Origin of the sequence: Hyunsoonleella pacifica (assembly GCF_004310335.1) — a bacterium.
In the GTDB taxonomy this organism is placed as follows: domain Bacteria; phylum Bacteroidota; class Bacteroidia; order Flavobacteriales; family Flavobacteriaceae; genus Jejuia; species Jejuia pacifica.
The window spans coordinates 368,194-391,016 of sequence record NZ_SIRS01000001.1; the positions used below are offsets into that span (position 1 = coordinate 368,194).

The window sequence follows — 22,823 nt, forward strand, 5'->3', positions numbered from 1 at the left end:
ACTTTTTTTAGTCATAAAATGATAAACAACCTCTTTAAAAGTAAATTCTTTTTCATTCTTTTTTTTAGCTTAACCTTTATGTCTTGTGAGACTAAATCTCATAATGCCTCAGAAACGTTTGAAAAAACAAGAACAAAATATAATTTCAATCTAGATTGGAAATTTATTAAAGAGAACCCGCAAGATGCCCAAAACATAAGTTTTGATGACGTTACCTGGAGTACAGTAAGCTGTCCGCATACCTTTAATGATATCGATACATTCGATGATTACAGCCTAGGGCATCACGATGGTGAGGAAAACCAATGGAGAGGTACAGTTTGGTATCGTAAGCATTTTAAATTGACAAAATCTGATAAAGGAAAAAAGGTTTTTATTGAGTTTGAATCAGTACGTCAAATTGCTGATGTGTATATTAATGGGATACATTTAGGTCAAAATCAAACAGGATTTATCCCTTTCGGATTCGATTTAACACCGTATATTAAATATGATAGCGATAATATCATTGCTGTTAAAGTGAATAACGACAGAGGTGATCATTTTAGAGATAACTTTCCATTAGTTTGGAATCACGAGCATTGGCATCCTACACATGGAGGTATTTACCGCAATGTATTTTTACATGTAATGGATCAACTTCACATCACATTACCGCTATATGATAATTTAGAAACTTTAGGAACGTATGTGTATGCTGAAAACATATCAGAAACCAACGCGGATATTTTTGTAAACGCAGAAGTTAAAAATGAATATGATACCTCTAAAACAGTTGATTTTGAAGCAAAAATATTTGATAATGACGGGGAACTTGTGGGTGTTTCTGATGCACAAAAAGTGTTAAAAGCTGGAGAGAAATATACCTTTTCTACACAAACCAATTTAGAAAATCCAAACCGTTGGTATACACGTCATCCGTATATGTATAAAGTTGAAACTGTGTTAAAGGTAAATGGAAAAGCCATTGATTCATATAGTACCCCTTTTGGTATTCGCACATTTAATTTTGATAAGGATAAGGGCTTTTTTAATAACGGCGAATATGCTAAACTACACGGTTGGGGGCAAAAACCTACCAATGCTTGGGCAGGTTTAGGCACTGCGTTACCCGATTGGTTGCGCGATCATACATTCCAACTTATGGATGAAGCGGGTGGTAATTTTATCAGATGGGGCCATTGTGCTGGTTCGCCAGCTGAGGTTGCTATGGGCGATAAATATGGGTTTGTAAATTTGATGCCAGGAGTAAGTGGCGAATCTGAAGATGAAGGTAAAACTTGGGATATCCGTATTAAAGCCTTCAAAGATATGATTGTATATTATAGAAACCATCCGTCTATAATGATTTGGGAAGGCGGTAATTGGGCCGAAAGTGCTGCACATTATCAAGAAATTTTAGATGTGATTAATACATTCGATCCTAAGGGCAAACGCTTAATGGGGAATAGACGAGCAGATGTTAAAAATGATTCTGAAGGTTATGTAACTATTGAAATTGGTACAGAAGGTTGGGAACGTGAATACCCTGATTTACCATTAATAGAAAGCGAATACATGCGAGAAGAAGCACCAAGGCGTATTTGGGATAAACATTCGCCAGATGATAATTTTTATAGCCATCCAAATATTGAAAAGAATACTTATAAAATAACTTCAGAAAAGTTTGCAGTAAGACAGGTAGAACATTGGTGGGATAAAATGGGTAGAAAAGCGTATCACGTTGGTGGTGCTAATTGGATTTTTTCTGATGGTACTCATGGTGGTCGTGGGCAAACCGAAGTTACAAGAGCAAGCGGAGAAGTAGATGCAGTACGCTTACCAAAAGAAGCGTTTTATGCTCTAAAGGCAATGTGGCGACCAGAACCGCAAGTACATATTATTGGGCATTGGAATTATAAAGAAGGCACTAAAAAAGATATATTTGTAGTGTCTAATACTGCTGGGGTAAAACTATATGTTAATGGCAAATTAATTGGAGAAAATACAACCCCAAAAAAAGGGTATTTATATACGTTTAAAAATGTAGTTTGGGAAACTGGCAATATTAAAGCAGAAGGTATTATTGATAATAAAGTTAGCGTCACACAAACTAAAGTAACTTCGGGGCAACCTGCAGCGTTGAAATTGACCCCAATTACAGGGCCAAACGGATGGCGCGCAGATGGATCAGATATAGCTTTAATTGATGTTGAGGTGGTTGATGCAGAAGGTAGAAGATGTCCGCTTGCAAAAGGTCGTATAGATTTTACTGTAGAAGGACCAGCCATTTGGCGTGGTGGCTATAATAGCGGAAAAGAAAACTCAACCAATAATTTATATTTAGATGTTGAATCGGGTATAAATCGTGTTGCAGTGCGCTCAATTTTAAAAGCAGGAAATGTTACAATTACAGCAACCAAAAAGGGGTTACCAGTTGCTAGTGTAACAGCAACATCTAATCCTGTAGATATTAAAAACGGTTTAACCGAAGAGCTACCTCAGGTATTTGAAAATGTACTTACAGAAGAGCCTATGCCTGTTTATACGCCAAAAATTCCAGAATACGTACCAGGTAAAACAAATAAAAGTAAACTTTTTACAAAATTTAGTTATACAGGCGATGGTAAAGCCATGTTGCGTACTAATATGCACTGGGGTAAAAAAGCCTACACTGATATGGAAGAAAACTACACGGTAGTGCCACAATATTTAAGAGGGTCAGAATATATAAGAACACCAAATTCTGATAATAGATATTGGGCCAGAGACCAACTGCAATTTATTGCTGGTATGAAGATGCATATCTATATTTTACACGATGATGCAGTAAAACGACCAGAATTCTTATTTAGTGATTACAAAGATACTGGCGATAATATTAAAGTTGGTAAAGTAGTAATGTCAATTTTCCATCGCGTTGCAGAAACTGGTGATAGTATTATTATGGCTGGAAACAGTGATGGTGATGCTCCAAAAAATTGTAGAATGTATACCGTAGTAGGCAAGAAGTATTAGAAAGTAGGATTAAAAATTTTTTAGGCGTTACCCGCAAGGGGTCGGGCTTTCGGGAGTCGCTCTCTCCTGCGTCGAGGAGCTTCAACAAATCCCTAAATCCCTAACGCAGCAGTTCTGCCAAATCAGTTGTTTCATAAGGGTCAAAGTCATTTTGCTAGATTCTGATAACGAAAAAAAGCACATTACTGGTTATTTATAACGGTTAATCAACTGTTTATCGAATTTAGCCTCGAAACCAGTACAGTAAAGGACGCTTTTTAGCAGAAAAATAAATAGTTTTAATAAAAAGTGGAAATGGAAAACAGTAATATTCGCAAAAGCCAATTTTATAAAGCAATATTTCTAGCAAGTTTAACCTTTATACTCAGCTTAAAATCTTTCAGTCAGGACTATCCTTTTACATTGCCCAATTCAATAACAGCATCTTTAAATGTGGATACTGATAGTACCGAACCTTTCAATAATAAGTTAATTGGCTATAATATTCAAGGCTTTGATACCCAACTTCAAAAAGATTTTATAAACCTTGTAGATCCAGTAACTATTCGTTTTCCACATGGGGTGTGGGCCAATTTTTACGAATGGGAAACTGATGGTTATCAAGACGATGCCTACGATAATCGAGACCATGAAGAAGCATTACAAACTTTCGTTTGTTGTATTAAAGGTGAAATAGATGGTATCGCCGATTTAAATACACAAAAAAAGAATCGAACAGGAGGAGAGGGTTACGATATGATGTGGACTTACTCCATCAATTTTGATGACGGAGCCAGTAGTGTAGCGAGAGCACAAAAAGATATTGGCTTGGGTTTAGAGGTCAAAGCCATAGAATTGGGAAACGAACATTTTTGGCGCGGACAACGTAATTTGAGAACAGAAACGCCCGAAATGTATTTAGCCGCCGCTTTAGAAGTTTCTAGTGCGTTAAAAGCAGAATTTCCTAATATTAAATTGTCTTTGCCCTTAAGTTGGAGAAATGGTATTGACAGTTCAATAGATCATACAAGCTATAATAATACCATTATCGGGGATGGAAGTTTTTTTGATGCTATATCGTTACATAAATATATGGGAGCCGATCCTGATCAAGCAGCAGATAGTAATACTGCATACGCACTATTGTTAACAGCAAAATTAGAACTAGAAGGTTCTGCAAACTGGGTAAGGAGCTTTGCACCAGGAAAACCTATTTGGTTAACCGAATGGGGTGTTTCAGCAGGTGAAAATGTTCATGGAGGCGCCTGTTTAGGTATGGCAGATGTATTTATGTTTATGGCAGAAAACCAAGATATTTATGAACGTGCTAACTGGTTTATCTTTAATCGTGTTTTAAATGCTATGGTGGTGGTTGGGAGCAATAGAGAGCCTGTTTACCCACTACAAAAAAGGGGCTATTTATCTACTTACGAAATTATTCAAGATGTATTTAGAGATGCTACCCTGTTGAATGGTACAATAACGTCTTCGGCACAATTAACCGTTTCAAGAGGTTCTGTAAACGCCGTCAATGCCAGAGCAACTACCAATGAATTTGGTGAAACTAAAGTGGTAGCCGTAAATCTTACGGACAAACCTGTCGTCTTTGAATTAAAGTTTGATGATGTGGTGTATTCCAGAAGTTTTAAGCACGAAGCACTGATATTCGATAATTTGGGTGAAGTAGATCCTATAGATTATTTTACGGATCCGTTACAATTGGTTAAGGAAGGAACTAGTACAATTACTTTGCCACCATTGTCGGTTAGTAAAATTTCAGAAATTTATTTTGACGAGTCCATACATTTAATTGCCGGTACTGTTGAAGCCGAAGATTATAAAGATGGTGGAGAAGGCGTTGGCTTTTCAGATACAACAGCCGACAATACATTGAGTCCAGGCATCGATACCGATGGGGTAGATGTGGGGACGGACGGCGGTATTACTTACGTTGGCGATACCCAAAATAGCGAATGGTTAAAATATGATGTCAATGTTTTAAACACAGATGATTACGATTTTGAGTTTGTTTATGCATCTGCAACTGCTGGAGCTTTGGTGCGTATAGAGATCGACGACGTTGTTGTTTTCGATAACTTTTCATTACCACAAACGGCCAGTGCTATCGATTTTCAGACCATTACAAAATTAACAGTCCCGTTAACGAAAGGGCTTCACGAGTTGAAACTCAATGTGCAGAAAGGGGGATTCAATTTAGATAAAATCAATGTGCTAGCGGTTCCAATTTTAGAAGCACCAATGTTCGTGACGCCAAATGATTTGGACAATATTGAACCAGGGAATTCTATTGAGGTTGAGGCCTCTACAACCAGCGCGCCCGAGAAAATTGCCAGTATGGAACTTTTTATAAATGACATTTTGGTGCGTAGTATTGCTTCTGCGCCCTACACATGGGGGTTTTCTGGGCAAAATGATGCACTTCTTGAGAATATTGTAGAAGGCACCTATAATTTAAAACTGGTATTGACCGATCATAGGGGCAGAACTAAGGAGAGCACAATTATAGTGACTAGTACAGATTATCCAACAAGGCCGTTTTCGGGAACAGCGCATATTGTTCCCGGGGTAATTCAAGTTGAGGATTATGATTTAGGAGGTTCAGGATTTGCATTTTTAGATTCTTCTGTAGGCAATTCCGGGGGTGCCTATCGTAATGAAGTAGGTGATGACGTTGATGTTGCAGAAGGCGGTACAGGATTCGTAACAACAGGGCTCAGTGGGAACGAATATACAAGATATACCATAAACGTCACAGAAAGCGGACGCTTTGAAATGTTGGTAAATTATGCCACCTTTTCCAGTAATTCAAAACCTTTTCAGGCCTACCTTTTGCAAAAAGATTTGTCATCATCGGAATTATTGTTTTCTGCCCCAAATGGATCAACAACCGATGGCATTATAAGAATTACCGGGGGTGGTAATTTTCAGGATTATGCATCAGATGAATTTGATTTGGAAGCAGGACTTTGGGTTTTGGAGTTAAAAATACCAAACGGCGGTGCTGGTCCAAAGTATGACTATGTTACACTAAATAGGGTAGGTAGTTTAAGTACTAATGAGTTTACAGTAAAAGATGATTTTAAAGTGTACCCCATACCAAGCAGTGATGGAAGATTTAATTTAAGTAAACCAAAAACGTGGGTAGTTTACTCTCTCTTGGGAAAAAGAATTACAGAAGGAAATGGAGATGTCGTAGATATCTCTCAGTACTCAAAAGGGCTTTATTTTTTAAAGACAACCGAAGGAGTAGTGAAAAGACTTTTATTTAATTAATACATATACAGTATTTACCACTAGTTTTCAATTTCAGATAAAATTAAAAAGGTATTAGTATCTCCAAATTGCATTAGCTTATCCAATAACTTTTGTAGTCCTACTTGATTTTCTACAACTATCTTCAAATGAATGTTTTGGTTACCAGTAATACGATGCGCTTGCACAACTTCTGGATATTTAGATACGGTTTTTATGGCATACTGTAACTTTCCTGGGAAAGCTTTAATTAATATAAAGGCCTCTAAGTCAAGACCTATTTTTTTATTGTTTATCTTGGTTATATAGCCTTCTATAATGCCCTCGTCTTCCATTTTTTGGACGCGTTCTCTAACTGAGGAAGGTGACAGGTTGATTTGCCTACCTAAATCAGCAAAAGATAGACGTGAATTTTTTTTAAGAAGCTCAATTAATTTTAAATCTACAGTATCTACCATTGAATCAATGTTTTTTTTGTTGTTTACAATACAAATTAAAGTAAAAACACGTTGAAAAACAATTAATCGATTTACTCAATATATCATTTACGCTTAACTTTGGATACTATACAAACGTTAATCTGGTATTTAGTATGTGCAAAACATTACAATTCCAATTCCTTTTAAAGATTAGATGGTGTATTATCTTTTTTTTATTTAAAGTTATATTAGGATATACTCAGATATATAATAACAGCTTTAAAACCTTAAACGATAGTGTTACGGTTTCGCCTATCCATGGTGCTATAGTTTTATCTGGTGCGCATGGGCTGTCCGTTGCTCAAAATAAAGCTTTCATGTATTTGGGTAATGGTAAAGAAGGAAAATTAGTTGTTTTAAGTAACCAAAAGTTTAGCAATACTAAATTGCTAGATACTTGGGAAAATACTTTTGAAGAAGTAATAATAGTAGAATTAGATAAAGAAGAAAAGTCCTTAAAAAAGGCACAACTTCATTTTGATACTGTAACTGCAATTTGGTTAGACGGAGATTTTTTATCATCCACAATTAAAACAGAGATAAAATTTATTATTGGAAAGATTTTAAAAAGCGATGGTGTTATTGGGGCAAAGGGTAAAACAGCAGAAAGCTTAGCTACTTTTTTACAAAAGGATGGTAAGATTGTAAGGGGGCTTGATATTCTGCCAAATTCAATGATTTATACTAATAATAGTGATAAAGAATTTAATGAAATAATGCACACACTTCCTGGAATAGTTGGGTGGAACATTCCTGATAAATCGGCAGTTGCCATACATGATGGCAGAAAAGTATCTGTGGTTGGATACGAAAAAATAACGTTAAAAGTAGCTGCAAATGGCGATTGGCCCGCTCGCGAAATTTTTATTGAACAGCCAGTTGCACTTCATTATGATACAGATTTGATTTCTTGGAATAGGTCTGCATTACAAAGAACCCAGACCATATTCCCGCCAAAAGTGGCACCAATTCCTAATGTAGAAAGTGGTGCGTTATTAATTATAGGTGGCAGCGGTTATCCTAAAGGCATGTGGGAAAGAGTTATTAAATATTCAGGAGGCACAAACGCTAATTATGTATGTATATCGCAAAGTAAAGATTCTTATGGTGCAAAACAATTAAAAAAGTTGGGGTGTAAAAACGTTTCAGTTTATCATACCAAAACTGGAATTTCTGGTATAAATCAAGGAGAAGATTTGGTATTAATAGAAGCTATTAAAAATGCTGATGCGGTGTATTTTGGAGGCGGGAGAACTTACAAATTTATGGATGCTTATTTAAATACTACTGTTAATGAAGAGTTGGATAACTTGTTAAAACGAGGAGGACTTATATTAGGTACGTCGGCTGGTGCCCAAATACAAGGCGATTTTTTGGTTAGAGGCGACCCAAGAACCAACAAAAATATATGGATGGAAGGTAATGATGTAGGCTTAGGGTTTTTAAAAGGTGTTGTAATAGACGCACATTTTAGGCAACGGGGTAGAGAAAAAAAGTTACCTAGCTTATTAGTACAACACCCTCAAATGCTAGGAATAGGTATTGATGAGGCTACGGCTATATTTGTAAAAGGTACTAAAGCAGAGGTGTTAGGTGAAAATGCTGTTACTTTTTATAATCTAAAAAACTATAACGATAGTGGTAATCTAGCTATAGAAAAAATTGGTAACCCAGTGATACTTAGAGACGGCGACATTTACAATTTAGAATTAAGAGAAAAAATAAATTAACAACCTTATTATGTTAACATTAAACGATAAATTTAAAGCTCTTGAAGCTGATAATGCTCCTGGACAAGAAGTAAGGCAAGACGCAGGTAATATTGATGCTATAATGAAAGGCGAAACACTAGAAGGTGGGTTTGTTGATTTTTCTCATGGCGATATAGATGCCTTTACTCCAGTCCCAGAATCTGAAACGATTTGGATGCAAGGTTTTAAAAAAGGAGGTAAGCAAGCTTACACAGAGTATAGAGGCGATTTAGATATTCGTAAAGGTTTAGCCAAACGCTTAGGAGAGTTTACTGGAAAGCCAATACTTCCTGACACTGAATTAATATTAACTCCAGGGACTCAAGGCGCATTATTTTTAGCCTTAGGTGCAACTGTGAGTATAGGTACTAAGGTTGCTGTTGTAGAACCTGATTATTTTGCTAATAGAAAATTGGTAAACTTTTTTAATGGAGAGTTGGTGCCTATACCCTTACATTACCTCCAAGATTCTAATAACAATGGTCCAGATATAGAGGCTTTAGAAAAGGCCTTTAAAAATGGTGTTGAAGTATTTGTTTTTTCTACACCCAATAACCCTACTGGACTGGTATATTCAAAAAAAGCAATCCATAAAATAGCTGCTTTATCAAATAAATATGGTGTTACATTAATTGTAGATCAATTGTATTCTAGAATGCTGTTTGAAGGAGAGACGTATACACATACCAGAGCCTGTGATAATGCTCCAGAACATATGATAACAATAATGGGGCCATCTAAAACCGAATCTTTAAGTGGGTTTAGACTTGGGGTGGCCTTTGGTACACCAGTTTTAATAGATAGAATGGAACGACTACAAGCTATTGTTTCACTTAGAGCAGCAGGTTATAATCAATACGTGTTTAATACTTGGTTTAACGAGCCAGAAGGGTGGATGGAATCTCGAATAAAAGCACATCAAAAAATTAGAGATGGATTGTTGGAAATTTTTAGAACTGCAGGTTTTAAAGTAGCTACACCTCAAGCAGGTAGTTATCTGTTTCCCAAACTACCAGCTTTAAGTGTTGATTTAAACACGTTTGTAAAATTATTAAGACACCAAGCAAATGTAATAGTAACACCAGCATCAGAGTTTGCACCACAATTAAATAATAGTATCAGGTTAAATTTTTCACAAGATCATGATAATGCTATTGCGGCTGCAAAACGAATAGTAAAAATGATTGAAATATATAAAAAATGAAGGGTGTAGATAAAAGGCCAATTCCTCAAGGAAAATATTTGGCAGCAGTAAGACATGAAAATATAATTTACACTTCTGGGATGACCCCACGTAAATCTGGTAAGTTACTATATTCTGGAAAAATAAAAACAGATAGCGCATTAGAATCTCATAGAGATGCAATAGAATTAGCTGCTTTAAATGCTTTAGGAGCAGCACAAAATTGTTTAGAAGTTGGAGAAAAAATTTCTGTGGTATTGCAAATGAGTGTGTTTTTAAATACAGAAGAAAATTTTTTACTACATGCTAAAGTTGCAGACTTTGCATCAGAAATCCTTATTGATTTTTTGGGGATAAAAAGTATAGGTACGAGAGCAGCTATTGGAGTAGCGTCTTTACCATCAAATGCACCAGTAGAAATTACTTTAGTTTGTAAAGTTGGTTGATGATTTTTTGTAAAGAGGTAAAAAATCTAATGTGTTAAAACCTATAATTCAAATCATTACAATATTGCTTATAGCTTCAATTAACAACGTTTTAACAAAACCATCGAATCTTCTTTAAAAGGCATTAAAAAAGTTGTTTCCACTAAAAAAAAGGAGTTTTACCAAAAAATCAACTTTTAAAATATTCTTAATAAAATTAATTTTATAGTGAATAATTATAGTTATTATATCGATATGTGTGAGAAAAAATTATAAAAAAACTAAAATCTTTAAACTATTGTCAATAGCAACATAATTGTCATCTATTTTTTATCAAAAAACTAACATTTATGAAAAATAAACTCAATCAAGTTTTATTAAAATTTGTAATCATGTTTGGTCTGTGTTTTACATCATTACAAATTTATGGTTATGATGACTTTGTGGTATCTAATCATTTTAATGAAAGTTACAAAACTGATGATTCCCCACAACAACAAATCGAAGGAACTGTTTATGACGATAAAGGAAACCCTTTAATAGGAGTAACTATTATCATAAAAGGTACCCAGAAAGGCGTATCTACTGATTTTGATGGTAAATTTAAAATGAATGCCTCACAGGGAGACACATTAGTGTTCTCGTATTTAGGGTTTGCAAGTAAAGAACTTCTGTTAGGCACGGATACTAATTATACCATCACTATGATACCTTCTGTAGAACAATTGGAGGGTGTGGAGATTGTGTCTACTGGATATCAAAAAATTAGTAAAGAACGTGCAACAGGATCTTTTGCAGTAATAGATAGTAAGGTCTTAGATCGTAAAATAGAACAAAATATAATTTCTAAAATAGCAGGGGAAGCGCCTGGGGTACAATTTGATCCTTTTATCCAAGAAAAAAATAGTATAGGTCTTGTTATTAGAGGAAGAAGTTCTATCAATGCCACAACAGAGCCTCTGGTAGTTGTAGATGGTTTTGCTATACCAGGGGGCTTTAGTACGATAAACCCTAATGACGTAGAGACGATATCTATTTTAAAGGATGCTGCAGCATCATCCATTTGGGGTATTAGAGCAGCTAATGGCGTTATTGTTATTACTACAAAGAGTGGTTCTAGAAATAAAAAATTAGATATAAGTGTCTCGGTAAATACTGCGGTTACCTTAAAACAGGATATTTTTGACTCTCCCTTTGCAGATCCCAGTACCCAAGTAGACTATCAAATTGAATTATTCAAATTTGAGCAATTCTCTCAGCAAAGAGATTTATTTAGTGGTTCTCTTAATGAGTTTTCGTTATTTCAAACAAATTCTGTTAGAGAAACATTACTACGTCTTAATAGAGGAGATATAGATATTGCAACTGCAGATGCTAGAATTAATGCGCTTAGAAATAATGATGGAAGAGAAGAATATTCAAGATTATTTTTAAGACAACAGCTATGGAATCAGTACAATTTAGGGATTTCAAGTGGTGGAGATAAATATAATTTTAATTCTTCTCTAGTCTATAATCTAAATAAGGGACCTATAGTTAACGATCGTACAGATCAATTTATTCTAAATCTTAATGCAAGTTATAATTTAACAGATAAATTAAAATTACGCTTTATAAGTAATATAACGCAAACGAAAAATGAAGATGGTCTCGGTACGGGAGCTGTAGGTTATTTAAATAATTACCCATTATTTGAAAGAATTGTAGATGATAATGGTAATTACCTCCCAATGTTTAATGGTGTTAATATTGAAAGTTCAGAATTAGCACAACAAAACGGATATCCGTATCCTTGGACCCTCAATTTAAAACAAGAGTCTGATAACGTTGACGATACATCTACATCTACCGATTTACGTTTGCAAACAGGTATAAACTATGAAATAACTAAAGGGCTCACGGTAGACTTAAGCTATCAATATCTATACAATGCTTTTTTTGGAAGAGATTTGTTTAACGAAAACAGGTTTTTTACAAGAAATACAGTAAACAGATTTGCACAATTAGATGAAAACGGACAAGTAGTGGATTTGCCAGTACCAGTAGGGTCTATATTAAACACGTCAACCAGAAGCTCTACAGATAACACGTTTAGAGCACAAATTAATTATTCTATAGATTTTAAAGATCGCCTACATAATATAGATGCTATTGCTGGATATGAAGTGCGTAAACAAATATCAGAATTTAATAGAGATAGAAAATATGGTTATGATGATCAATCCCTAATCTTTACACAACCTAATTTAAATACATTATATGAAGATGCTATTTTTGGAGGGCAGCGCCTTATAAATGATGGAGAAACCATTATATTTAATGAAAATAGATTTTTATCCTATTATGCCAATGCAGCGTATAATTATGATAATCGCTATACAGTTTCTGCAAGTGTACGTTTAGACGATACCAACCTGTTTGGTGCCTCAGAAGAGTTTAGAAATACACCACTTTTCTCGGCTGGTTTTAAATGGAATATTACTAACGAACCCTTTTTCAAATCAAAGTTTTTTGATAACCTTAATTTAAGAGGAACTTATGGAGCTGGTGGTAATGTAGATAGAAATACGTCTCCATTTCTTGTAGCAAGACAAGGTAGAGACGCAGGTAGCTTTTTAAATAATTATTTAACTATATCTAACCCTCCAAATCCAACATTACGTTTAGAAAAAACCAAAATTTTAAATTTAGGTTTAGATTATTCTATGGCTAATAATAGAATTTACGGAAGCATCGAATTTTATGATAGACGAAGTGAAGATTTATTGGCAAGAAGAAATCTAAGCCCTACTTATGGATTATCTTCTTCATTCTTAAATGTAGCAGAACTTTATAATAGGGGTTTTGATATTGATTTAGGATTACGCATCATTCAATCAAAAGATTTTAATTATGACATGCGTATTTTGTATAGTCAAAATGAAAATAAGGTAACGAGTATTGATGAAAGTAACCCTGGAGAAATTTTCTTATGGACACAATACGATGCCAATGCTTTTGTTATAGGAGAACCAGTAGATGCTTTCTTTAGTTTTAGATATGCAGGTTTAGATAGTAATGGAAACCCATCATTTTTTAATGAGAACAATGAAATTATTGAAGTAGGAGGAGATATTGGAGCTATTGAAGCTTTAAAAAGCGAAGGCTCTAGATCTCCAAATAGAACAGGGTCTGTAGTAAACACTATTAGTTATAAAAATTTGTCCTTACGTGTATTAACCACTTACTCTGGGGGTAACAGGTTTAGATTTGAAAGAAATTACGATCCAAGATTTTTTAGGACTAATGTTTGGAGCGATTGGACAAGTAGATGGCAACAACCAGGGGACGAACTATTAACAGATGTGCCTAGATTAACATCTCCCAATGAAACGGGTACACCATTGTATTTATATTTAGATGAATCTGATAGAAATACAGATGATGCTACAACAATTAGGTTAGCACAGGTAAATCTTTCTTATCGTTTCCCAGATTACTTGGCAAATAAGCTAGCAATGCGCAATTTATCCGTGAGTATTCAAGGAGATAACCTTAAGGTCTGGAATTTTAATAAATGGGATGTAGACCCTATAAGTAGAACAATTCCTATTCCACCAACATTTACTTTAAACGTAACAGCAAACTTCTAATTCATATAGAAACTTATGAAATATTCAATATATATAATTTTAGTTTCAGCATTCCTTTTAACAGGTTGCACCAGAGATAACTTTTTAGACTTTGAGCCTAAAGGACAAGTAATACCAACAAAGGTAGAAGAATTTAGGGCATTGTTAGATCAGGTAGAGCCAGATCCAAATATTAATTTCACACAAGGTTTTGGATCGCATCACGACTTTACCATTTTAGCCAGTGATAATTATTTCTTATCAGAACAAGTACGAGCAAATTTTGGAATAAGTCCAGAGCAAATCAATATGTATTTGTTTAGAGATCAAATTTCAACTGATAATGGCGATGACAATACATGGATATTATATTATAATCAAATATATGTAGCCAATGTGGTTTTAGAAGGTTTGAAAACTACTGAAAATGGCACTCCAGAACAAATAGCTGAATTAAGAGCAGATGCCTCGTTACAACGTGCATTTGCTTACTTTAATTTAGTAAATATTTACAGTCTACACTATAATCCAGAAACAGCTAGTACTGATTTAGGTGTTCCGATAAGAGAAGGTATTGATTTAGAAGGTGCAGACTTTACAAGAGCATCTGTTCAGGATATTTACGATTTAATACTTTCAGATATTAATGATAATATTAATGCACTGCCAGATTTGCAACCAGCAAATTTAACATTCAGGCCATCTAAAGCAGGAGCCTATGCTTTTTTAGCACGTGTCTTGTTATTTCAAGGTAAATATCAAGAGGCGCTTGATGCTGCAAATAGTGGTTTAAGACTAAAAAATACCCTTAGAAACATTAATAGCGATCCAACCGATCCGAGAGATGCCAATGTGATATCTTTTCCATTGGCTCTTGAAGATCCACAATTAATTTGGTTCAAGGATTCAGGAGGTTTTACTATAGTATCAACACCAGAATTTTATGGGTTGTATGCCGATGATGATCTCAGAAAACGATGGTTTGCTGATGCCAATACGTATTTCTTTGCACCTATTGATAATCCTGTATTTGTAGCTCACAGGGCGAATAGTAACCCTAATGTATCTATAACCACTGCAGATTTATATTTAATACGAATGGAGTGTAATGCTAGATTGGGTAATGTGTCTACAGCTAATAGTGATTTAAACCTCTTACGGAGTAATAGATATGCAACAGGAACATATAATCCAGTTAATATTACTAACGAAGCAGATCTTTTAGCGTTTGTAAAAGACGAAATACGAAGAGAGAAAGCACCAAGTGTATTAAGAACTTTTGATATTAAACGCTATAACCGTTTTGATGAACAAAAAATAACAGTAACACACACATTTGATGGAGAAACTGTATCTATCGAGCCAAATAGTTTAAACTGGGCTTTCCCAATTGCTAATAACTACATTGTTGCAAACCCTGAAATAGAACAAAACCCAAGACAGTAAATATTAAATAGAATCGATTATGAAAATAGTATATAAATATTTAGCGAGCTTACTAGTTATAGTAATGTATGTGTCATGTAACGAATCTGATGATAGTGTTTCTGGAGTTACCGTTAATACAGAAGATTTTACAATTACAGCACCAGTAGTGGTACAGCAATTAGATACTCTAGGGTTTTCAAGGGGTACTTCTAATAGTGGAGAAGTAACATTTACATTACTATCTCAAAACCCAGAAAATAGTGTTGTTTTAGGGGTGCGTTTTGGGGAAATTATAGCAGCCACTCCAGAGGTTTTTAATTCTGGTAATGTAAACGAAATCACTTTACAAGTACAAGTAAGAAAAAAGGATGTTTCTAAAATATCCAATATAACCATACTGAGAAATTTAAATGATCCGGATGGCGATGGAGTTGAAAACAGTAGAGATTCTGATCCTAATAATCCATGTTTGCCATTACAAGACCTAACGTACACAGGTTTCAACCCATTTAACAGTATTTGGGGTGATGCAGACTGTGATGAAGATGGCATGTCTAATGCAGACGAAGTAAACAATGGTAGAAACCCTTACATAGACGAATCTACAATAGGAGATGCAGATGGAGATGGTGTGCGTGATGATGTAGACCCGGAGCCTAACAATCCATGTTTGCCAGAGCAGTTTTCAGGTTATCAAGACTTCAATCCTGATAATGAAGTATGGGCTATGGGAGATTGTGATGACGACGGTATTACAAATGCAGATGAACTAGCAAATGGAGATTCGCCATATCCGCTTCCCGATTTACCCTGTAATGAAATATTAAATTTTGATTTAGGTAATTATGAAAGAGAACTAAGAACAGTAGATTCTAATAATGGAGAAGGCGTAACGATAGGAGTTCTTGGAGAAGAATGTGGTACGTTTTTATTTACTGGAGGTAGTTTGTTTAATCAAGGATGTTTTAATGACGATTTAGTTGTGCCATTCTTTTTTACTCCAAATGATCCCACATCGTCAAACGGTAGCATAGTAGTAGATTTAACAGAATATTCTTGCTTGTCAGAGGATAGAGTTTCTACTAGAGAGTTTACAGTAGAAGGGTTTGGTACCTATGCAGGGGCTTCCAGTACGGTAGAATTTACGTATACCATAACACAACTGGGAGATGATATACCAGATGAAGAAAGAGTGACAACAGGAACTCTAATTATAAGACCATTGTCTTAAATAAGAAAAAGCTTTAATAAATTATAAAATAGAGATTATGAAATACACATTAAATATAAAATGGTTTCATGTAATAGCAGCTATAATGTTGTCTTTAGTAATAGTGTCTTGTGAAGAAAATGTTGAGGCTTTTGCTAGTGCTGCAACTGATTCAGATGGAGATGGTATTTTAAATAGTTTAGATGAATCACCAGACGATCCGTGTTTACCAGCGCAGCAAATGGCTTATATAGGTTTTGATGTGTTTAATGAAACTTGGCAAAATGCAGATTGTGATGGAGATGGTGTATCGAACGCAGATGAGTTTGAAGATCAATCTAGAAATCCATACCTAGATGAAAATACAGTTGATACGGATGGAGATGGCGTTGCAGATTTTATAGACGAAGACCCTGATAATCCTTGCCTTCCAGAGCAACAAGAAGGATATGTTGGCTATAACTCTGATAATACTATTTGGGGAAGTGCCGATTGTGATGGAGATCTTATTGCTAATATAGATGAATTTATTAATGGAACCGACCCTTATAGAGCTTGCAATCTTAATTTCGATTTATCCAATTACGTAAGAGAACTAAGAACAGTAGATTCTAATAATGGAGAAGGCGTAACAATAGGTAGATTGGGTGTTGAATGTGGAGAATATATTTTTACAGGAGGCGGTATTTTTAATCAAGGATGTTTTAACGAGGATGTAGAAATTTTATTTGTTTTCACACCAAACAGTCCTGAATCTTCTGAAGGTACTATTACAGTACCCTCTACTACATATTCTTGTTTATCTGAAGATGGTAGTGAAATAAGAGAATTTACCGTCGAAGGAACAGGTATATACCAAGGAGAACTTACAAGGGCGGAATTAAACTATACCATGATTACTCCTGATGGAACCGAAACAGGAACTTTAAATATTAGACGTTTGGACGATCCTGGAGACGATAATGGTGGAGATTGTAACCTAGATTTCGATTTTTCAAATTTTGAAGGAGAACTTTTAGCCAGCGATTCTAATAATGGAGAAAATATTATTACATCGTCACTATTAGAAAGTTGTAATGAGATATCGATTAGTGGCGACTTTTTAAATTTAGGTTGCACCAATAATGATATTGAGTTCTTAATGTTCCTAGAGCCTTTTGTGGAAGGTGGAAATGAAGGTAATGCTATCATTGAAAACGCCACATTTAGTTGTACAAATGAAGGAGGAGAAACAATAGACTATACATTTAATGCTTCAGGTTTCTTTAGTGGTAATGATGGATTTATGGAGTTTTTTGGTTATGAGCTCATTGGTGGTGGAGAAACAATAACAGGTAACTTGTTTATTGAACAATCTGGAGATGGCGGCGGCGGAGATGAACGCGATAGATGCAGTTTTGAAGGCGAATATAATAGTATAGTAAATATTGATGGAAATGAGAGTTTTGGTATAGGTATATTTAGTCAAAATCCAGATAACTGTAATGAATACATTTTATCTGGAGATTTTCTTGGACTAGGATGTAACAATGATTTAGTTCAGCTTGGCGTTTTCTTTGGAGAAGAAGAAGGTGGATCTGAAGTGATTATAGGTGAAGCAACTTTTACTTGTGAAATATCTGGAGATACAGCAGAATATACATTCAGGGGCTTTGGTGGGTATTCAAACGCAGAAGGATTTATAGAATTAAGTGAGTTTACTTTAACCGATCCTGATGGTATACAAACCAATGGGACTATATTTTTTGAACCACTTTAGACAAAAGCAGTGAAAAAGAATTTCTTTTTAATAAGTATGATTGGTATTAGCTTTAAAAGTGAAATTTAAGATGAGAAAACTAAGTATTTGTTTTATTGTACTAATTCTAATTTACGGTTGTAAAGGAAATAGAATTAAAGCGTTAAATGAGAATAATAAAGAAACTCAACTTACAGAGAATATTGAAGAGGATGAGAAATCTCCTTTATTTAAAAACTCTATAGTATCAACCGATATAGATTTTATAAAAACTACAGATCCAGATGCATTTTTAAGTATGAGTTATGTAGGTCAAGCAGCAAAAGAAATGCCTGGTGGAAAGACTGATGAATTATTTGATGAAAACACTTATGTTTTTAAAGCTACGTTTAAAAACAATAAAAAAGTTGAAATATGGGCTCATAGTGATTTTGGTAGTAAAGAAGCAGCAAAAATATATGCTGATAAACTCAGTAGTAAATTAGGAAAGCTGCCAAACTTTATGAGAGATGTGCTCGACCATGTTGTAATACATAAAGGAGATGCAACTGCGTTTGCAGAAGATGCTGGTAGGTTTTTTGTGTTGTATTCTGATAATATGGACACTAGAATTAGTAATAATGATTTAGAAGAAACCGTTTTTCATGAAACAGCACATGTAACTTTTGATTTGAAATATGCTAAAAGCAAGGTTTGGAAGGAAATTCAGATTGCTGATAAAACGTTTATCACAGAATATGCAGAAAGCAAACCATACCAAGAAGATATTTCTGAAACAGCACTATTTGTGTATACCATGAAAACATACCCAAACAGACTGTCGCCCGAAATAGAACAATGGATAAAAATAAACATTCCTAAGCGGTATGAATTTTTAGAAAAGTTCTTTTAGAGAGCAAATAAATTAAAAAATAAGTTATGAAATTAAAGAGTTTGTTTAATATTTTAAACCTGTCAATACTATTGGTTTTGACTAATTGTACTACAGATAAAGATGTTGTTATTAGAGAAGATCTTATAGATCAAGAAGATGATAATGATGATGTAAATACAAATAATGATAATGAACCTTTATTTGAGTTTTCGATTGATGGTACAGGTATAGATTTTATAAAAGCTACAGATCCGGATACATTTATAAGTATCGAATACTTGGGACAATTTAATAGAGAAATCCCCTCAAAAGGACAATTTGAGTTAAATGATCCAAACGCTTATGTTTTTGAAGCTACTTTTACTGGCGGTAAAAAAATAGGTATTTGGTGTCGTAGTAATTTTGGAAGCGTAGAACGCGCTACGGAGTATGCCAATAAATTGACGGATAAACTTGGCAAGTTACCTGTTTTTATGAGAGATGATTTAAACCATGTTGCCGTGATTGATGGTACAGGTGGGGCTAGTGCAGAACCTGATGGTAAATTTTTCTTTATATTCTCCGAACGGATTGATGAAAGAATTGCAGGTAATCAATTAGAAGCCACTGTTTTTCATGAAACAGCTCATGTTTATTTTGAAAAAAGATACGGAGCGAGTACAGAATGGTTAAATGCAAGACAAAAAGACGGTGTTTATATGACAGAATATGCGCAGCGTATACCTGATAAAGAAGATATACCTGAAACCGCCATATTTGTATATACCATGGTAAAATATCCAGGTAGATTATCTCAAAGTATTGAAGATTGGGTAAGGAATAGTATACCTAATCGATACGAGTTTTTAGAGCCATTTTTTAAAGATTAAAATATAAATGTATTAGTTACTTTTACTTCTATGAAAAAAAATGAAAAAGAGAAAAATATAAAACACATCGTTTTTATCACGTTAAATGCGTTTCTGATATTATTCTTGCTAAATTGTAATAACGGCAACGATCCTGTTATACGTCAAGACCTAATTGAAGAAGAAATGCCCGATGATAATCCAAATGGGATTATATCTGGAGATACGCTAAGGGTTCCAGTGGTACATCATATTTCTAGGCGAGACAATGCAACAAATCCTGCAGTTACAGGAGGGCGTATTACTAAAATAATGGGAGATATTAATTCAAATTTTAAATCTGCCAAAATTCAATTTGTAACAAAGGACATCAAATTTGTAGATAATACACAATGGAATACCCAATTTATAAAACAAGACGATTTTATTAGTAATAAAGTACTTTCCTCTTTTGAGGATCCAGACGCATTAAATATATTTTACTTTATCACTTTGCTTAATAGGAGAAATGGTCAAATTACAGGAGAACTGGGAGCAACAGCCTTATTTCCTGACCAGGGAAATAATTTGAAATTGAGTGCTTCATCGGTAGAGATTCAAAATACGGCAACAGCAACTCATGAAATAGGGCATTATCTAGGATTGTATCACACTGATGATGATTTTAGAGATAGTCAAGGAAGACTTGAGTTAGTCGATGGGTCTAATTGTGCTGAAGCAGGTGATAAAATTTGTGATACACCTGCTTCGCCAGACCTTAATGATAGTAATATTGATGAACCTACCTGTAATTATATTGGTACAGAAACAGACCAGAATGGCATGCGTTATAATCCAGACACCTTAAATTTTATGACGCAGTGGGCGGGTTCAGACCCAGATGGAAGTTTATGTAGAAGACGTTTTAGCCAGGGGCAAATAGATAAAATGATTTCTGTGCTTAATAATGAGCGCTCTTATTTGATTACAAGAGAGTAGTTAGAATACAAATATTTTAGGTCATTTCAATGAAGTCAATACTGTCAATTGTTTTTTGTTTCTTTTTTATTCTAATCGAAGCTCAAGAAGCTTTGTATATGCCAAGAGAGTTTCAAAAAGCATATCAAAATGATACAAGGTCACTTAATGGAAAACCTGGAAAAAACTACTGGCAAAACCAATGTACATACTCAATTGATGTTGAAGTAATCCCAGGTACATGGAAAGTTATCGGTAGCCAAACAATAACCTACAAAAATAATAGTCCAGATAGTCTATATAAAGTATATATAAAAATGCATCCTAATCACTATAAGAGAGGAGCATTACGGGCAAATGAAATTCCAGTAGAAAATTTAACAAACGGGATGCAAATTAGTTCCTTAGTTGTTAATGGTAAAAAAGTTCCATTCAAAAATACTAATAAGTCTACAAATCTTGCTCCCGAAAATGTAGATAATATAAATTACTCTAGTAACATTTCTGTAACGGAGCGTTCATCATTCATAAGGTTAAACTTAAAATCTCCTATACCACCTAACTCTACTTTCAATATCACTATAGATTGGATAACGAGTATGCCATCTACTTATGTAAATAGAATTGGAGCTTACGATGATAATAGTGCTTTTGTAGGCTATTGGTATCCGCAAATAGCTGTTTATGATGATATTGATGGTTGGGACGATAGTGAATATACGGGTGCACATGAGTATTATTTAGATTATTCTAATTACGAGGTAAATATTACAGTACCTAAAAATTATAAAATAGCAGCAACAGGACAACTTTTAAATCCAGAAGAAGTTTTAGAACCTGCGGAATTTAAAAATTATCAAGTAGCTAAAAGTGCATTTAAACCTGTTATTATTACAGAAGGTAAGGATGTTAAAAGTGATGAAGCTAAAAATACATGGAAGTTTAAAGCAACTAATGTAAGAGATTTTGCCTTTGGGTTAAGTGATAATTTTAAGTGGGTTGGCCAGAGTGTTAAGTTGAAATCTAAGATAGTATCATCAAATATTATTTATAACCTAAAAGATGAAAAGTATGCTGAAAATGTTTTAGCAATTCAGAACAAAAGTTTGGTTTTTTTATCTGAAGATTACCCTGGGATACCTTTTCCTTATGACACATTTACCACTTATATAGGTGTCCCAGAGTTTGATGGAATGGAATTTCCAATGATGGCAAATAATGGTTTTAGCAAAAATGTAAAAAGCAATACATATATGACGTTTCATGAAGCATCTCATACATACTTTCCTCACTATGTTGGTGTTAATGAAATAAAATACTCATGGATGGAAGAGGGATGGGCTACTTTTTTTACGATAAAGTTTATCCAAGACCTTTACAAAGGGACAGAAGATGAAGACAGACAATTGAAAAAAACAATACGTGGTTATTTGGTGAATGCTGGTAAACAATGGGAGTCTCCGCTAATAGCACCAACAAATCATTTAACAATACGAAAAGGGCATTTTCAATTATCTTATAGAAAGCCTGCTTTTATGCTTCTAGCTTTAGAAAGTTTAATAGGAGAATCAGTTTTTAAATCATGCCTCAAAGAATATATAAATAGATGGAAAGGGAAGCATCCTACACCTTATGATTTTATGTTTACATTTAATGATGTGAGTAGAAAAAACTTAAATTGGTTTTGGAATAAATGGGTATTTCAATACGGCTATGCAGATTTAGCTTTAAAAGAAGTAAGTAAATTAGGAATAATTATAGATAATAAAGGAGGATTGCCGGTGCCCATAAAATTACAACTTATTGATACTGATGGTAAAGTGGTAATTATTGAAAAGACACCAGAGATTTGGAGTAGCAACTCTAATACAATTATTATTAAGAATATAGAAATTGATAAACTTACATCAGTTGAGTTACTGTCCGATGCTTTTCCAGATACTAATACTAAAGATAATTTGTTAGTCTTAAAAAACAAATAATCACATAATTATCGAGCTAGATATATCCAATTGAATTTATTAGTTTCAAAATTATAACTGTTTTCAAAAAATATTATCTAAATATTTT

At 34.2% G+C, this 22,823-nt stretch carries 14 protein-coding genes; 13 read left to right on the forward strand and 1 reads right to left on the reverse strand.

Annotation, left to right across the window (positions count from 1 at the left end; all coding sequences use genetic code 11):
* The first annotated feature begins 78 nt into the window (after positions 1–78).
* A complete protein-coding gene (locus tag EYD46_RS01425) occupies positions 79–2,997 on the forward strand; it encodes a glycoside hydrolase family 2 protein (RefSeq protein WP_165454315.1) in 2,919 nt (972 codons plus the stop codon).
* Between the two features lie 294 nt (positions 2,998–3,291).
* Positions 3,292–6,270, forward strand: a complete 2,979-nt coding sequence (locus EYD46_RS01430; protein ID WP_130935270.1) for a carbohydrate-binding protein — start codon at positions 3,292–3,294, stop codon at positions 6,268–6,270.
* A gap of 20 nt (positions 6,271–6,290) precedes the next feature.
* Here EYD46_RS01430 and EYD46_RS01435 read toward each other — a convergent pair whose 3' ends face one another.
* The gene (locus EYD46_RS01435; protein WP_130935271.1) at positions 6,291–6,707 is read right to left on the reverse strand and encodes an Lrp/AsnC family transcriptional regulator; all 417 of its coding nucleotides are present in this window, start codon (positions 6,705–6,707) and stop codon (positions 6,291–6,293) included.
* A gap of 134 nt (positions 6,708–6,841) precedes the next feature.
* Between EYD46_RS01435 and EYD46_RS01440 the strand changes: the two genes are divergently transcribed.
* The 11 genes from EYD46_RS01440 (at position 6,842) to EYD46_RS01490 (ending at position 22,735) form a co-directional block, all read left to right on the forward strand.
* Positions 6,842–8,458: a cyanophycinase gene (locus EYD46_RS01440; RefSeq protein WP_130935272.1), complete on the forward strand. Its 1,617-nt coding sequence runs from the start codon at positions 6,842–6,844 to the stop codon at positions 8,456–8,458.
* A gap of 10 nt (positions 8,459–8,468) precedes the next feature.
* On the forward strand, positions 8,469–9,683 hold the full coding sequence (locus EYD46_RS01445; RefSeq protein ID WP_130935273.1) for a pyridoxal phosphate-dependent aminotransferase: 1,215 nt from the start codon (positions 8,469–8,471) through the stop codon (positions 9,681–9,683).
* The gene (locus EYD46_RS01450) at positions 9,680–10,108 is read left to right on the forward strand and encodes a RidA family protein (protein ID WP_130935274.1); all 429 of its coding nucleotides are present in this window, start codon (positions 9,680–9,682) and stop codon (positions 10,106–10,108) included. The genes EYD46_RS01445 and EYD46_RS01450 overlap by 4 nt, the downstream gene beginning before the upstream one ends.
* Before the next feature lie 329 nt (positions 10,109–10,437).
* Complete coding sequence (locus EYD46_RS01455; protein ID WP_130935275.1) at positions 10,438–13,719, forward strand: SusC/RagA family TonB-linked outer membrane protein; 3,282 nt, start codon at positions 10,438–10,440, stop codon at positions 13,717–13,719.
* Positions 13,720–13,734: 15 nt separating this feature from the next.
* Positions 13,735–15,144: a RagB/SusD family nutrient uptake outer membrane protein gene (locus tag EYD46_RS01460; protein ID WP_130935276.1), complete on the forward strand. Its 1,410-nt coding sequence runs from the start codon at positions 13,735–13,737 to the stop codon at positions 15,142–15,144.
* Between the two features lie 19 nt (positions 15,145–15,163).
* Positions 15,164–16,357, forward strand: coding sequence for a hypothetical protein (locus EYD46_RS01465; RefSeq protein ID WP_130935277.1), 1,194 nt, complete (start codon positions 15,164–15,166; stop codon positions 16,355–16,357).
* 37 nt (positions 16,358–16,394) lie between these two features.
* Entirely contained in the window at positions 16,395–18,095 is a 1,701-nt protein-coding gene (locus EYD46_RS01470; protein ID WP_130935278.1) for a hypothetical protein, read from the forward strand.
* A 70-nt stretch (positions 18,096–18,165) separates the two neighbouring features.
* A complete protein-coding gene (locus EYD46_RS01475; protein WP_130935279.1) occupies positions 18,166–18,966 on the forward strand; it encodes a hypothetical protein in 801 nt (266 codons plus the stop codon).
* A gap of 26 nt (positions 18,967–18,992) precedes the next feature.
* Positions 18,993–19,817, forward strand: a complete 825-nt coding sequence (locus EYD46_RS01480; protein WP_130935280.1) for a hypothetical protein — start codon at positions 18,993–18,995, stop codon at positions 19,815–19,817.
* 30 nt (positions 19,818–19,847) lie between these two features.
* A complete protein-coding gene (locus EYD46_RS01485) occupies positions 19,848–20,774 on the forward strand; it encodes a M43 family zinc metalloprotease (RefSeq protein WP_130935281.1) in 927 nt (308 codons plus the stop codon).
* 29 nt (positions 20,775–20,803) lie between these two features.
* Positions 20,804–22,735: a M1 family metallopeptidase gene (locus EYD46_RS01490; RefSeq protein ID WP_130935282.1), complete on the forward strand. Its 1,932-nt coding sequence runs from the start codon at positions 20,804–20,806 to the stop codon at positions 22,733–22,735.
* The last annotated feature ends 88 nt before the right edge of the window (positions 22,736–22,823 follow it).

Excerpts from the sequence above, each read along its gene's own strand:
- EYD46_RS01425 (WP_165454315.1), top strand. The coding sequence starts at position 79 with ATGTCTTGTGAGACTAAATCTCATAATGCCTCAGAAACGTTTGAAAAA.
- EYD46_RS01430 (WP_130935270.1), top strand. The coding sequence starts at position 3,292 with ATGGAAAACAGTAATATTCGCAAAAGCCAATTTTATAAAGCAATATTT.
- EYD46_RS01435 (WP_130935271.1), bottom strand. The coding sequence starts at position 6,707 with ATGGTAGATACTGTAGATTTAAAATTAATTGAGCTTCTTAAAAAAAAT.
- EYD46_RS01440 (WP_130935272.1), top strand. The coding sequence starts at position 6,842 with ATGTGCAAAACATTACAATTCCAATTCCTTTTAAAGATTAGATGGTGT.
- EYD46_RS01445 (WP_130935273.1), top strand. The coding sequence starts at position 8,469 with ATGTTAACATTAAACGATAAATTTAAAGCTCTTGAAGCTGATAATGCT.
- EYD46_RS01450 (WP_130935274.1), top strand. The coding sequence starts at position 9,680 with ATGAAGGGTGTAGATAAAAGGCCAATTCCTCAAGGAAAATATTTGGCA.
- EYD46_RS01455 (WP_130935275.1), top strand. The coding sequence starts at position 10,438 with ATGAAAAATAAACTCAATCAAGTTTTATTAAAATTTGTAATCATGTTT.
- EYD46_RS01460 (WP_130935276.1), top strand. The coding sequence starts at position 13,735 with ATGAAATATTCAATATATATAATTTTAGTTTCAGCATTCCTTTTAACA.
- EYD46_RS01465 (WP_130935277.1), top strand. The coding sequence starts at position 15,164 with ATGAAAATAGTATATAAATATTTAGCGAGCTTACTAGTTATAGTAATG.
- EYD46_RS01470 (WP_130935278.1), top strand. The coding sequence starts at position 16,395 with ATGAAATACACATTAAATATAAAATGGTTTCATGTAATAGCAGCTATA.
- EYD46_RS01475 (WP_130935279.1), top strand. The coding sequence starts at position 18,166 with ATGAGAAAACTAAGTATTTGTTTTATTGTACTAATTCTAATTTACGGT.
- EYD46_RS01480 (WP_130935280.1), top strand. The coding sequence starts at position 18,993 with ATGAAATTAAAGAGTTTGTTTAATATTTTAAACCTGTCAATACTATTG.
- EYD46_RS01485 (WP_130935281.1), top strand. The coding sequence starts at position 19,848 with ATGAAAAAAAATGAAAAAGAGAAAAATATAAAACACATCGTTTTTATC.
- EYD46_RS01490 (WP_130935282.1), top strand. The coding sequence starts at position 20,804 with ATGAAGTCAATACTGTCAATTGTTTTTTGTTTCTTTTTTATTCTAATC.